Annotated in this window: 14 protein-coding genes; 3 read left to right on the top strand and 11 right to left on the bottom strand. The window is 42.5% G+C overall.

Translation table 11 applies throughout. The annotated features are described in order from the left end of the window. Positions 1–12 precede the first annotated feature (12 nt). Genes ACRTGH_RS10705 through ACRTGH_RS10695 form a run of 3 tightly spaced genes read left to right on the top strand, consistent with a single transcriptional unit; the run spans position 13 to position 1,906 of the window. Positions 13–699 (top strand): hypothetical protein, encoded by a 687-nt coding sequence (locus ACRTGH_RS10705; RefSeq protein WP_368846048.1) that lies wholly within the window; start codon positions 13–15, stop codon positions 697–699. Positions 700–718: 19 nt separating this feature from the next. Continuing rightward, the gene (locus tag ACRTGH_RS10700; protein WP_368846049.1) at positions 719–937 is read left to right on the top strand and encodes a DUF5348 domain-containing protein; all 219 of its coding nucleotides are present in this window, start codon (positions 719–721) and stop codon (positions 935–937) included. Between the two features lie 18 nt (positions 938–955). Beyond that, positions 956–1,906, top strand: coding sequence for a patatin-like phospholipase family protein (locus ACRTGH_RS10695; protein ID WP_368846050.1), 951 nt, complete (start codon positions 956–958; stop codon positions 1,904–1,906). A 66-nt stretch (positions 1,907–1,972) separates the two neighbouring features. On the opposite strand, the gene ACRTGH_RS10690 is transcribed toward ACRTGH_RS10695, so the two are convergent. The 11 genes from ACRTGH_RS10690 to tig form a co-directional block, all read right to left on the bottom strand. Next, positions 1,973–2,821, bottom strand: coding sequence for a hypothetical protein (locus tag ACRTGH_RS10690; protein WP_368846051.1), 849 nt, complete (start codon positions 2,819–2,821; stop codon positions 1,973–1,975). Positions 2,822–3,057: 236 nt separating this feature from the next. Beyond that, positions 3,058–3,450, bottom strand: coding sequence for a 30S ribosomal protein S9 (rpsI, locus tag ACRTGH_RS10685; RefSeq protein ID WP_368846052.1), 393 nt, complete (start codon positions 3,448–3,450; stop codon positions 3,058–3,060). A 25-nt stretch (positions 3,451–3,475) separates the two neighbouring features. Further along, the gene (rplM, locus tag ACRTGH_RS10680; protein ID WP_368846053.1) at positions 3,476–3,916 is read right to left on the bottom strand and encodes a 50S ribosomal protein L13; all 441 of its coding nucleotides are present in this window, start codon (positions 3,914–3,916) and stop codon (positions 3,476–3,478) included. Positions 3,917–4,148: 232 nt separating this feature from the next. After that, positions 4,149–5,333 carry a pyridoxal phosphate-dependent aminotransferase gene (locus tag ACRTGH_RS10675; RefSeq protein WP_368846054.1) on the bottom strand — a complete coding sequence of 395 codons (1,185 nt, stop codon included), beginning with the start codon at positions 5,331–5,333 and terminating at the stop codon, positions 4,149–4,151. Between the two features lie 26 nt (positions 5,334–5,359). Further along, on the bottom strand, positions 5,360–5,836 hold the full coding sequence (ahbB, locus tag ACRTGH_RS10670) for a siroheme decarboxylase subunit beta (protein WP_368846055.1): 477 nt from the start codon (positions 5,834–5,836) through the stop codon (positions 5,360–5,362). Positions 5,837–5,848: 12 nt separating this feature from the next. Then, positions 5,849–6,301 (bottom strand): siroheme decarboxylase subunit alpha, encoded by a 453-nt coding sequence (gene ahbA, locus ACRTGH_RS10665; protein ID WP_368846056.1) that lies wholly within the window; start codon positions 6,299–6,301, stop codon positions 5,849–5,851. A gap of 33 nt (positions 6,302–6,334) precedes the next feature. Beyond that, positions 6,335–7,003, bottom strand: a complete 669-nt coding sequence (gene yihA, locus ACRTGH_RS10660; RefSeq protein ID WP_368846229.1) for a ribosome biogenesis GTP-binding protein YihA/YsxC — start codon at positions 7,001–7,003, stop codon at positions 6,335–6,337. Then, positions 6,957–9,281 (bottom strand): endopeptidase La, encoded by a 2,325-nt coding sequence (gene lon, locus ACRTGH_RS10655; protein WP_368846057.1) that lies wholly within the window; start codon positions 9,279–9,281, stop codon positions 6,957–6,959. Before lon ends, yihA begins: the two co-directional genes overlap by 47 nt. Positions 9,282–9,503: 222 nt before the next feature. Further along, positions 9,504–10,775, bottom strand: coding sequence for an ATP-dependent Clp protease ATP-binding subunit ClpX (gene clpX / locus ACRTGH_RS10650; protein ID WP_368846058.1), 1,272 nt, complete (start codon positions 10,773–10,775; stop codon positions 9,504–9,506). Between the two features lie 11 nt (positions 10,776–10,786). Next, positions 10,787–11,395 carry an ATP-dependent Clp endopeptidase proteolytic subunit ClpP gene (gene clpP / locus ACRTGH_RS10645; protein ID WP_368846230.1) on the bottom strand — a complete coding sequence of 203 codons (609 nt, stop codon included), beginning with the start codon at positions 11,393–11,395 and terminating at the stop codon, positions 10,787–10,789. 47 nt (positions 11,396–11,442) lie between these two features. Beyond that, complete coding sequence (tig, locus tag ACRTGH_RS10640) at positions 11,443–12,732, bottom strand: trigger factor (RefSeq protein WP_368846059.1); 1,290 nt, start codon at positions 12,730–12,732, stop codon at positions 11,443–11,445. Positions 12,733–12,781 lie beyond the last annotated feature (49 nt).

Below are 12,781 nucleotides of genomic sequence, written 5' to 3'. Positions count from 1 at the left end.
GGGTGATTTCCTATGTTTTACAAGGAAAACTGCATACTTCTCATTGTTTTTCTTGTATTTATTACACCTGCAATGGCTTGTACTGCTGGCTATTGTTATCGAATGAAGCATACTCCGGAATATGCACTTGAACAAGCAACAAAAGCTATACGCGACAGGGACAAAGATCTTTTGGAACGATATGTGGATATTGATGCTGTTGTTTCTCACGGCTACGATGAAGGAGCAGCTGTATTGGCAAAAAACATCAAAGATCTTAACGCACAATATCCACATGATCCGTTTTTCTGGCATGATACTATCTTTATGCAGCACTATATAAGCGAGCATCGCCTAAAAAGTCTCGCTTTCATCCATGATATCATTGATCGTTATTTGGCGCGTAGCACTGTGATAATGAATTTCGAACAAGATCCAACAGGAAGTCTAGCACATGAATTAGAAGTTTTTCAAACCGAAACAGAACCGGAGATTATATCAATAGAAAACCATGGTGACAAAGCATGGATTTCTATTGTTTTACATGGTAGCGATACGCCTTATGGCCGACTTGTAAATAATATGCCGTTCGTTTTCGAATTTGTACGCCAAAACAATGGTACATGGAAAATCATACGTATCGCCAATCCAGAACAATTGCTTTGGCCAGTTACAGATGCAGCTGAAGCCTACTGGACAATGCAAGGTTGGCAAAACTGAAAAAGAGGGGGACACCTTTGTGGAGGGGAAAATTGTTTGGAAAAAAAATTGCTACGCTATACAATATTTTTCAGAGGGGCAAGAACACCTTCAACCACTTGCCTACGGAGATAAACTTGAAATCCTAGTCAATGATACTTGGAAAAAAGTAATTGTAGAAAACAAAAACAATGAACAAATTCTTGCCGGTGTTGGCTATGGTGACGGTGTAGGTTGTCAAGCACGTATGGAAAAGTAACAGTTGGAGGCGATTGCTATGAAAAAGATCGGCCTTGTCTTTGCTGGAGGCAATGGCAACAGCGCTTACCAATTAGGAGCTTGGAAGGCTTTACGCGGTTATGAACTAGAATCTTCTGTGACAGCTGTTGCTGGCACGTCATTTGGCGCTTTAAATGCCGTGCTTTTTGCAAATAACGCTTATAAGAAAGCAGAAGCTATTTGGCAAGACGCTGCAAAACTAAAAATTGCGAATGTACCGATTACAAAACTCAAAGAAATTTATGATATTCTGCTGACCAGCGGACTTTCGGCCATATCATTTGAACAATTTCTTTCGCTTTTTGGTCATGGCCTTTTTGAAGAAAAAACTTTCAATGAGTTTATTAACACCCATATAGATTTGTCCCAAAAAGCAAAACACATAGAACACATTTTCATCTGTGCAACGAAATTCCCTGCAGTCGAACCGGCTTACTATGATCTTCTTCGCTATCCTGCTAAGATGCAAAAACTCATATTAACAGCCTCTAATGCACTTCCCATGCTCTACTCACAATTGCGTTTTTCAACCGGTGCAGTGCTTTGGGATGGGAGTTTTACCGATTTATCACCACTTTTACCTGTTTATGAGGCAGGTACACGTTTGATCATTGTCTTGCACCTTACGCAAAAAAGTTCTGTGCAGAAAAGTCTTTATCCTGATGCAAAAATCTTTGAACTATTTCCACGTCCAGATTTTTCTGATCGACCCGGTTGCGTAGATTTTACGCGTCTTGCTGTTGAAAAACGCATGCAGGAAGGATATGGCGATATGATCAAATTGATTAAGACGCTTCATAAAGATGGTCTGATCAATTATCCTATCGGAGACGCTCTAAAGGAAGTATCCAGTAAAGAGGATGACTTTCTCAAGCAAGCTAAACGCGGTGAAGATGGGGAAAGTGAGCGCAAGCGCAGTGAAATAGTGAATCTTTTAACGGAGAAGTAAGCATTATACAACTAAGACATAAAGAAACAGCAAAGCCGCTCTAGAAAAAGCAGCTTTGCTGTTTCTTTATGTTTCACTGTCAAACGATTGCTGCGGTACACCTTTACGAACTTTAGGCAAATTACGGTAAGCACGGGAGGCGCTAACAAAACGAGTGGCTACAGTCATATTCGAAGGATCCAGATTTTCAATTGAATGTTCTGTTGTACTAATAAGTTCGCGATATTTTGGTGTTTGAATGAATTTTGCCCAAGCGGATTGTAAAGCACGCCCCATAATAAACTCAATACCCGTTGTATCCTCAGACGACGGGGGAGTGGCAATACCTTTTTTCTGATCTTTCGCATCCATAGGTTGCTGCATCGTTGTTGGTTTAGAAACCGCACCTTTTTCAGATGTATTAGACAAATCAAGTTTCCAACGCGTGCGCAATTTAGATCCATTTGAAGATGCACCCGATGATTTAGCAGGGGAGGCAACTGCATTTCTCTTTGTCGGCGAAACATTATTTTGAGGAGCGGCAGCAGCCTTTTTGTTTACCATACCACTGGCAATAAGAAATGCTTCACTTGCTTCTTCCTTTGAAGTCGCCTTTTCCAGTTTCTGTGCAAGAGCTTCACGCGCATCCTGCGCTGCACGTGCTTTTGTGTAAAGTCCTGTATCGAAGCGTTTAAGAAAGCGCATTTCATCAGCCATAAGTTCATCGCCATGTAACAGTTTTTGTTGAATAATGCGTCGCATGGCGCGATTAGCACCATTTTTTTCTTCAAGTGTTTCCTTAGCATCAGTCTTGTCACTTTCTTGAGGAGGCGCACTTGTTTTAAGCACCTGGCGTGCCTTACCGTTATAATCGATTTTCATGCCGATATTCTTTTGTTTCACATATGCGCCGACCTTATCGCTTTCATCAAACATCCCCAAAAACCTCCTGCAGAGTTTAATCAAATATAGATTTATTATATCATCGGAAAAGACAAATGTAAAATTTGAATCTGGCGCACCGTCTATAAAAGGGAAGCTTAACTTCCGATAATTTATACTTATCGGAAGTTAAGCTTCCCTTTTATAGGTTGAGATACATTACACAAAAAAACTCGCCATCACATAGATGACGAGTTTTTTTGTGTGACGTATGTAGGAATTCTTGCTGCTTAACGTTTCGAGAACTGAGAAGCTTTACGAGCCTTTTTAAGACCGTACTTACGACGCTCTTTTTCACGCGGATCACGAGTGACAAAACCTGCCTTTTTCAAAGCCGGACGAAACTCTGCGTCAAGTTCCATCAAAGCACGAGTGATGCCGTGACGAATAGCGCCAGCCTGTCCAGAGGCCCCACCGCCTTTTACGTTGGCAACGACATCGTATTTATCCACAGTATCCGTAAGATTCAGAGGTTGGCGAACGATAAGTTCCAATGTCTTAAGACCAAAATACTCTTCCATATCACGACCATTGATCGTGACTTTTCCATCCCCGGGAATCAAACGAACTCGGGCAATCGAGGTCTTTCTTCGACCTGTACCATAATAGCTGACTAATGCCATGGGTTTGATTTCCTCCTTTCAGAAATCAACGGATATCAAACGAAAGCGCTTCCGGCTGTTGTGCTGCATGAGGGTGCTCCGAACCAGCATATACATTAAGTTTGCGATACATCTGCGCGCCGAGGCGATTTTTGGGCAACATACCGCGCACTGCTTTTTCTATAACTTTTTCTGGCGCTTTTTCCATAAGCTTTCCGGCTGCTGTAAATGTTGTACCGCCGGGATAGCCTGAATGACGAAAATACATCTTATCCGTAAGTTTTTTTCCAGTAAATACCGCTTTTTCTGCATTGATAACAATGACAAAGTCCCCCGTATCAACGTGCGGTGTAAAAGTTGGTTTATTTTTTCCGCGGAGTATCTTGGCGACTTCAGCGGCCAATCTACCTACAGTCTGGCCAGCAGCGTCTACAACATACCACTTGCGTTCGATGTTTGCTGCATTCGCCATAAATGTCGTTTTCATGCGAATCCTCCCTAAGCTTATTGCGATGCATCTTGTTAAACGATAGATGATGACCCATTGGCGCTCCGGGGCTAATGGATACGCATGCTATGGCTCATACGAAATAATTCTATCGGAAACACAGTATCTTGTCAAGCATTATTTCCAGACTGTCAAATGGTGGGAAAGATTGCAAGTTTAATTGGTAAATTTTAGTAATTTCCCGGGGATAAATCCTGTTAAGTCCCTAAAATCAACACTTATATTCTTCTGCCAATTTTTCAAAGAGTGGTAAAGCACGTTCGATTTTGGAAGTATCAATACAATATGAAGCACGAAAATGCCCCGGACAACCAAAATCAGTACCCGGAACAAGTAAAATGTCATATTTTTTAGCGCGTTCACAAAAAGCATAATCGTCTGCCTCAAGGGATTTGGGAAAAAGATAGAAAGCCCCCTGTGGTTTGACACAAGAAAAACCTGCTTTTAAAAGCCCTTCGTAAAACAGATTTCTATTTTTTTCATAAGTTGTTATATCTGAAGGTTTTCCTACACAACGAGCGACGACAAATTGCCAGAGTGATGGCGCATTTACATGTGTTAGGGTGCGTGCCGCACCAGCAATAGCACCATAAACACTAGGGAAGTCAGACACCTCATCTGGTACGACGATATAGCCGATACGTTCGCCTGCAAGTGAAAAAGATTTACTATAGGAATAACAAACCAACGTATTTTTGTAGTAGTTTGTAATATAAGGAACTTCACAGCCATAAGCGATTTCACGATAAGGTTCATCAGAAATAAGAAAAATTGGATGTCCATACTCCTTTTCTTTATTATAGAGAAGGTTACAAAGCTTTCGGATTGCCGCATCAGGATAAACAACACCACTTGGATTATTGGGAGAATTGACAACAATTCCTTTTGTTTTGGGGGTGATATGACGAGATAACTCTTCAAAATCAATTTGGAAATCTTCCGCCTGAGTTGGGACAACGCAAAGTGCGGCACCAACAGATTCAACGAAGCAACGATATTCGGGAAAGTACGGAGCAAAAACAATGAACTCATCGCCTTCCTCAGCAAGTGCCTTGAAACATATTGTCACTGCAGCTGCCGCTCCCGCCGTCATAAAAAAATTTTTCGCAGCAAAGTGTGTGCCAAAGCGTTGGTTGATGTTTTTTGCCAAAATTCCACGCACAGCAGGAACTCCCGGTGCAATAGTATAGCTGTGTACTGCTTGGGGCTCCATGTCCTCTAAAATATCCAAAACAGCTTGTTTAATAAAAGATGGTGCCGGAACATGCGGATTGCCTAAACTGAAGTCATAAACATTCTCTTCCCCCACTTCTTGGATCCTCATTTGACCATATTCAAAAATCATCCGAATTGTAGATTTCTTAGTGCCTAATTCTTTCATTTTTGATGATACCATATTATCACCCCTTTGTTATTTATTTTCTATTCGCAAAAATATTGCATACTTGTTTTTTTCCATTCCTTGATCGAGTAGAGCATCACACGTTCTTTAAGACAGCATTTCTCTTCAAGAGAAACTGCAATCTTTTCACACTCCTCCCTGCTATGAGCGTGAATCATCGCATACATATTATAAGGCCAATCTTCTGCCGTATCACGATCATAACAATGAGAGACTGCCGGATGGAGACATATAATCCGAGCAATCTCATCCATACGCTCTTGAGGAACGACCCAGGCGCAAAGAACATTTGAAGTAAATCCCGCAGCCCGATGTTGGAGCACGGCTCCCATCTTGCGTATTTGACCATTTTTTTTCAAATGGTGAAGTCGTCGCAAAAGTTCTTCTTCTTCAATGCCAAGTTTCAAAGCAATTTTTTTATAAGGTTCTGCTACAAGAGGGAAGTCTCCTTGCATAGCTCTAACAATCTTTTTATCCAGTTCATCAATCATTTCCATATATATCACCATCTATTTAAGATTGAATTGTACATTGACCTTATATTTTTTGTGTGAAGCTAAATTAAGTATGGCCTCAACACCTGGCAAGGAGGCAATTTCCCCTAAGATATTCTGACGCAAATTTTCATTCGGTGTGAGCAGCGTAAACCAGAGATTATATTTTCCATTGCGTTCATAATTATGCGTTGTCCCCGGATATCGATTCACAACCTCCACTACGCTCTTCATGAACTCCGGTATAACGCGTAATGCGACCAATGTCCCCTTATATCCCATCTTTTCTGAATCAAAAAATGGCCCGATTCTTCGAAGATAACCTTCTTTTTTTAGAAAACGCACACGTTCAAGAACGGTAATTTCATCAGAATCAACCTCTTGCGCTAAATCGGCAAAAGGCCGGCTGCTGATGGGCAAGCCGGCCTGCAGGACATTGAGAAGCTTTTTATCGAAAGCTGTCAGCATATTTATCCCTTCTTTTTAATATTCTCCACTATCTCATTCTATCAAAACATTGGCTATCACGTCAAGCAATTCTGAACGTCCTTCATTTTTTGTAGATGAATATGGTAAAATATCTAAATCTTCCACACCCAGGATCTGTCGCATAATCGCAATATTTTTATCCCGTATACTGCGACTTAATTTGTCAGCCTTTGTTGCAATAACAAGAACAGGCAAACCATGTTTGAGGAGCCAGCGGAACATTTCAATGTCCGAAACCATCGGTTTATGTCGGATATCCATCAGATGGCAAACAAACTGAAGTTCCTCGCTCGTCAATAAATATTCCTCAATAAAACGTGCCCATATCTTACGTTGACGTTTTCCAGTATGCGCATAGCCATACCCAGGCAAATCGACAAGATAAAAATCAATTCGTTTCTCCTGGTTCAGAATTTTTGCACCAAGCTCGTAAAAGTTGATGGTCTGTGTCTTTCCCGGGCGTCCGGAAACACGAGCAAGATTTTTGGTACGGGAAAGTGAATTTATCAAAGAGGATTTTCCAACATTGGAACGTCCGATAAATACAATTTCCTTGCGCTTTATTTCAGGGTACTGTTCTTTTTTGACAGCAGACGCAATATATTTACCTTGCGTAATGAGGATGCTATCCAGTTTAAGCCCCTCCCTCTTTGGGCATGAGAGCCTCGGCGAGCACTTCATCCATCGTTTCAACAGACACAAAAGACAGTTTTTCTCGTACCTCCATAGGGATATCCTCAATATCCATCTCATTTTCCTTAGGGAGGAGGATGAGTTTCATTCCTTCACGGTAGGCCGCGAGAACTTTTTCTTTCACTCCTCCGATAGGAAGCACACGTCCCCTAAGTGTAATTTCTCCGGTCATTGCTACATCGCTTCTAACTTTTTGGCCTGTCAAGGCAGAAATCATGGCTGTCGCCATCGTGATCCCCGCAGATGGTCCATCCTTAGGTATGGCACCTTCCGGTAAATGGATATGAATATCGCGCTTTTCATAGAAATCATCCGATAAACCAAACCTGCTTTGACGACTTCGAATATAGGAAAGTCCAGCTTGTGCAGATTCTTGCATCACATCTCCAAGTTGACCCGTAAGAATCAATTTCCCTTTCCCGGGGAGTACCGTGACCTCTGTCGGCAGAATATCTCCTCCCACTTCTGTCCATGCCATCCCGGTCGCGACACCAATCTCTGATTTTTTCTCAGCCTTTGTCCTTAGAAACTTAGGCCGACCTAAGAAATCTCCTAAAATTTTTTTCGTTACACGCACTGTTTTTTTCTTGCCTTCGACAATCATTCGTGCTGCTTTGCGGCAAACATGACCAATATTGCGTTCAAGTTCACGTACGCCGGATTCACGTGTATACTCAACAATGATTTTTTCTATAACACCAGGCGTAAATTGAAGCTCACGTGCTTTGAGACCATTTGCTGTACGCTGACGCATCACAAGATATCGCTTTGCAATCTCTAATTTTTCCATTTCAGTATAACTGGAAAGTGTAATAAGCTCCATACGATCACGTAAAGCACGGGGAATATTACTAATATTATTGGCCGTTACAATCCAGAGCACATGCGATAAATCAAAGGGTAATTCGACATAGTGATCACTGAAAGTTGCATTTTGGGCTGGGTCAAGCACTTCCAAAAGAGCGGCAGAAGGATCCCCCTTATAATCCATGTCAAGTTTGTCTACTTCATCGAGGAGAAAAACAGGATTCTTTGTACCCGCTTTGCGCAGGCCTTCTATGACGCGTCCTGGCATTGCACCAACATAAGTGCGACGATGTCCGCGAATTTCTGCTTCATCACGAATCCCACCAAGCGAGGCGCGTACAAATTTTCTTCCTGTAGCACGCGCAACAGAACTCGCAAGCGATGTTTTTCCGACACCTGGCGGTCCTACAAGACAGAGTATCGGAGCATGTTGTTTTTCAGCAAGTTTATGAACGGCAAGATATTCCAGTATACGCTCTTTTACTTTTTTTAACCCATAATGATCATGATCAAGGATTCCTTCTGCCATTTTAATATCGATGTTATCTTCCGATAACTCTTCCCAAGGAAGTTCAAGCAAGGTCTCTATATAGGTACGTATGACCCCCATTTCCGCTGACATACTTGCCATTCCTTCCATGCGATGTATTTCCTTTTCAATGACTTTTTGAACCTCTTCTGGATAGACACCATTTTCTATTCGACTTCGATAATTTTCAATATCTTCAGTCTTATCATCCTGATCACCAAGTTCTTTTTGAATGGCTTTAATCTGTTCACGCAAATAATAATCTTTTTGAATCTTCTCCATTTGCTTTCTGACACGTACGCCAATTTTACGCTCCATTTCAAGAACTTCAAGTTCACGCGCTAAAATTTTATAGAGAAGTTCCATACGACTCTTGACATCAATTTGCTCAAGCAAAGCTTGTCTATCTTCTATCTTGAGGCTCAAATGACTTGCAATGAGATCCCCAAGGCGTCCCGCATCATCAATAATCGCCACAGAAACAAGTGTCTCTGCAGGAATTTTTTTACTAAGCTTTACCCATTGCTCGAATTCATGCACAACAGCACGTGTCAAAGCTTCCATTTCCATGGACTCTTCCATCACATCTGTGAATTCTTCAATCGTTACTTCAGCAAAATTTTCAAGTTCTTCATAGCTCCTAATGGAGGCACGTTTTTGTCCTTCGACAAGCACGCGCAAAGCTCCTCCCGGCAGTTTTAAAAGCTGCCGTACTTCGGCAACAGTACCAACACCAAAAAGATCCACACTTTTGGGTTCATCGACTTCAGCAACTTTTTGAGCCACAAGCAGAATTTGACGGTCACGCACCATCGCCTCTTCCAACGCTGCCACTGATCGCTCCCTGCCAACATCGAGATGGATGATCATGAAAGGGAACACGATCATGCCTCGAAGTGGCAGAAGCGGCAGCTTACGTATTTCCGACATAAACAATCCTCCTTATGTGAACTTGCCGGGCATATATTCAGCTGGGGGGTGATTGCCGTACAAACAAAAGATACACACCAGTAATTTGCTGCAGGGCCGTATGTGACATTGTGCAGCGCCCTTACATAAAAACTACCAATCAATTTGCACGATCCAGGCTTGATTCATTAGGTTTTCATGAAAAAGAGGACGCTGCTTGCCGCAGCGCCCTTCTTTCGATGCTCAAGCTGATACTTCTTTGTCTGCACTCTTCATTTTAACTTTATCGATGGTCAAGTCAGGATCCTTCTTTTCAGTAATGACTTCTTTCGTGACCCGACAAAGTGAAACACCTTCTACTGAAGGTACTTCATACATGACATTACGCATAATACTCTCAATGATAGAGCGCAAACCACGAGCCCCAGTCTTTCGCTTTAATGCTTCCTTGGCAATAAGATGGAGCGCTTCATCATCAAAATCGAGCTTTACTCCATCCATCTCCAGTAGTTTCTGGTACTGTTTTATCAAGGCATTCTTTGGCTCCGTGAGGATGCGCACAAGTGTATCCTCACCAAGTGCCTCAAGTGTCACAACGATTGGAAGACGCCCGATGAATTCAGGAATCAATCCGTTTTTCAGCAAGTCTTCCGGCAAAATATGGCGAAGTGTCTCACCAATATTGCGTTCAACCTTAGACTCGATTTCAGCACCAAATCCCATATTCTTTTTACCAAGGCGATTTTCGATAATTTTTTCAATGCCATCGAACGCACCGCCACAAAGAAACAGAATATTTGTCGTGTCAATCTGGATGAGTTCTTGATGTGGGTGTTTGCGTCCGCCTTGCGGCGGCACTGAAGCCACTGTTCCCTCAAGAATCTTCAAAAGTGCCTGTTGAACACCTTCGCCCGACACATCACGTGTAATGGAAGGATTTTCTGATTTCCGTGCAATCTTATCGATTTCATCGATATAGATGATGCCCTTTTCGGCTTTCTCAACATCGTAATCAGCAGCCTGTATGAGTTTCAGAAGGATATTCTCAACATCCTCTCCAACATAACCTGCCTCTGTTAAAGATGTGGCATCGGCTATGGCAAATGGTACATTGAGAATTTTTGCAAGTGTTTGGGCAAGCAAGGTCTTACCGCTTCCCGTCGGGCCAATCATGAGAATATTGGATTTTTGCAACTCCACATCATCAGTTTTTCCAACTGCACGATTAATGCGTTTATAGTGGTTGTAGACAGCTACAGAAAGCGTTTTTTTCGCTTCCTCCTGCCCAATCACATATTGATCGAGGATTTGGCGAATCTCCTTTGGTTTCGGTACATCCTTGAGCTCCACTTCAACATCTTCATTAAACTCTTCTTCGATAATTTCATTGCAAAGCTCAATACATTCATCACAGATGTAGACACCAGGGCCAGCAACTAGTTTTCTGACCTGCTCCTGTGATTTGCCACAAAAAGAGCATTTGAGTTGACCTTTTTCATCCCCAAACTTCAACATGGTACCACCTCTTACTCTTTGGGCTTAGACTCTTTGACTGGACGTGTGATGACTTTGTCAATAAGCCCATACGCTTTGGCCTCTTCCGCAGTCATAAAGTTATCGCGTTCCGTATCCGCCATGAGTTTTTCACGCGGCTGTCCCGTATGTTTGACAAGGATATCGTTGCCGACTTCACGCAAACGCAAAATTTCTTTTGCCTGAATTTGGATATCCGTCGACTGCCCCTGCGCGCCGCCCAAAGGCTGATGTATCATGATACGCGCCAAAGGAAGCGCATAACGTTTACCCGGCGCTCCTGCCGTGAGGAGAAGCGATCCCATACTTGCCGCCTGACCAATACAAATCGTTGATACATCTGGTCGGATATATTGCATCGTATCATAAATCGCAAGACCCGCCGTCACAACACCGCCAGGACTATTAATATAGAGGTGGATATCTTTATCAGGATCCTCAGATTCAAGAAAAAGAAGTTGGGCAACGACAACATTTGCTACGTTGTCGTCAATCGGGCCACCAACAAATACGATTCGATCTTTCAAGAGGCGTGAATAGATGTCATAAGCGCGTTCTCCGCGATTTGATCGTTCTACTACCATAGGAACATAGCTGCTCATATAGCTGCTCATGTAATCACTCCGTTTATAGTGCTGTGTTGTCGAGATTACTCCACGATGTTGTCAAGAATGAATTGCGTCGTTTTTTTGCGCAATACTGTCGTAACAAGATCGGCAATGCGGCCTTGTTCCTTGACAATCTTACGAACTTGTGCAGGTGTAGCTCCATAAGCCATTGCCATAGCTGAAATTTCTGCCTCAAGATCTTTATCGTTAACCTCGATATTTTCTGCTTTGGCAACGGCTTCCAGCATCAAGTCTGTTTTTACATTTTCTTCTGCCGTTTTGCGGTACTTCTCACGAATTTGCGCGAGATCTGTCCCTGCATATTGCAGATATTGCTCAAGTTTCATTCCCTGTTGCTCAAGGCGCATAGCCATTTCCTGGATCATAAGTGTAACACGGTTGTCCACCATAATTGTTGGAATATCAACGATGATATTCTCTGTTGCCTGTTCAATAGCAGCCGCATGTTGATCATTTTCTGCCTTCTTTTCGGCATTTTGCTCAAGATTCTTACGGATATCCACTTTGAGTTCTGCTAGCGTCTGAAACTTGCTGACTTTCCGGGCAAATTCATCATTGAGTTCAGGAAGTTGGCGTTCTTTGATGCTATGAATCACACATTCAAATTTTGCTGCTTTTCCAGCAAGCTCTTGCGAATGATACTCCTCAGGGAATGTTACATTAACATCCCGTTGTTCACCAATCTTGATTCCGATAAGTTGCTCCTCAAAACCGGGAATAAAACGATTGGAGCCAATCTCCAGTGGGTAATCCTTTCCTTCGCCGCCCTCAAAGGGTTCATTGTTGACAAATCCTTTGAAATCAAGTGTCACAAGATCACCAGTTTTGACACTAGCTCCCTCTGGCGCGTCAACCATCTGACTACGACGGCGGCGCATGTTTTCAAGCTCATTATCAACATCTGTATCAGTAACTGCATCAACCTTTTTCTCAATTTTAAGACCCTTGTATTCGCCTAATTTAACTTCCGGTTTTGCTGTAAAACGAGCTTTAAAGACAACATCTTGTCCCTCTTCCAATGTTAACGTTTCGATGTCAGGGCGCGATACAGGTACAACATCCTGCTCCTTAATGGCATCCAGAAAGGCCTTGTCCGCCACAAGATCAAATGCCGCATCAAGAATTGCCTTCTTGCCCACACGCTGTTCAATAATATGACGCGGTGCTTTTCCTTTACGAAAACCTGGTATGCTCACACGGCTCGCAAGATCTTTGCAGGCTTTTGTTTCGGCTTTTTTTAATGCATCTGCCTCTACCTCTATTGTCAACACTACTTCGTGGTTATCCATCTTTTCTGCAGTAACTTTCATGGTCTGAAATACCCTCCTACATATACTTTCCTGTGACATTTCTGGTCAA

It is taken from the genome of Selenomonas oralis, assembly GCF_051603425.1.
Classification (GTDB): domain Bacteria; phylum Bacillota; class Negativicutes; order Selenomonadales; family Selenomonadaceae; genus Selenomonas; species Selenomonas sputigena_A.
The sequence above is the reverse complement of the archived record's forward strand: the minus strand, read 5'-3'. Positions and strand labels throughout refer to the sequence as shown.

Bases quoted from the DNA above. Each gene is read 5' to 3' on its own strand.
- ahbA (WP_368846056.1), bottom strand. From the start codon at position 6,301: ATGCTGACAGCTTTCGATAAAAAGCTTCTCAATGTCCTGCAGGCCGGC.
- ACRTGH_RS10695 (WP_368846050.1), top strand. From the start codon at position 956: ATGAAAAAGATCGGCCTTGTCTTTGCTGGAGGCAATGGCAACAGCGCT.
- clpX (WP_368846058.1), bottom strand. From the start codon at position 10,775: ATGTTGAAGTTTGGGGATGAAAAAGGTCAACTCAAATGCTCTTTTTGT.
- yihA (WP_368846229.1), bottom strand. From the start codon at position 7,003: ATGAAGTGCTCGCCGAGGCTCTCATGCCCAAAGAGGGAGGGGCTTAAA.
- ACRTGH_RS10690 (WP_368846051.1), bottom strand. From the start codon at position 2,821: ATGTTTGATGAAAGCGATAAGGTCGGCGCATATGTGAAACAAAAGAAT.
- clpP (WP_368846230.1), bottom strand. From the start codon at position 11,395: ATGAGCAGCTATGTTCCTATGGTAGTAGAACGATCAAATCGCGGAGAA.
- lon (WP_368846057.1), bottom strand. From the start codon at position 9,281: ATGTCGGAAATACGTAAGCTGCCGCTTCTGCCACTTCGAGGCATGATC.
- rplM (WP_368846053.1), bottom strand. From the start codon at position 3,916: ATGAAAACGACATTTATGGCGAATGCAGCAAACATCGAACGCAAGTGG.
- ahbB (WP_368846055.1), bottom strand. From the start codon at position 5,836: ATGGAAATGATTGATGAACTGGATAAAAAGATTGTTAGAGCTATGCAA.
- ACRTGH_RS10705 (WP_368846048.1), top strand. From the start codon at position 13: ATGTTTTACAAGGAAAACTGCATACTTCTCATTGTTTTTCTTGTATTT.
- tig (WP_368846059.1), bottom strand. From the start codon at position 12,732: ATGAAAGTTACTGCAGAAAAGATGGATAACCACGAAGTAGTGTTGACA.
- rpsI (WP_368846052.1), bottom strand. From the start codon at position 3,450: ATGGCATTAGTCAGCTATTATGGTACAGGTCGAAGAAAGACCTCGATT.
- ACRTGH_RS10675 (WP_368846054.1), bottom strand. From the start codon at position 5,333: ATGGTATCATCAAAAATGAAAGAATTAGGCACTAAGAAATCTACAATT.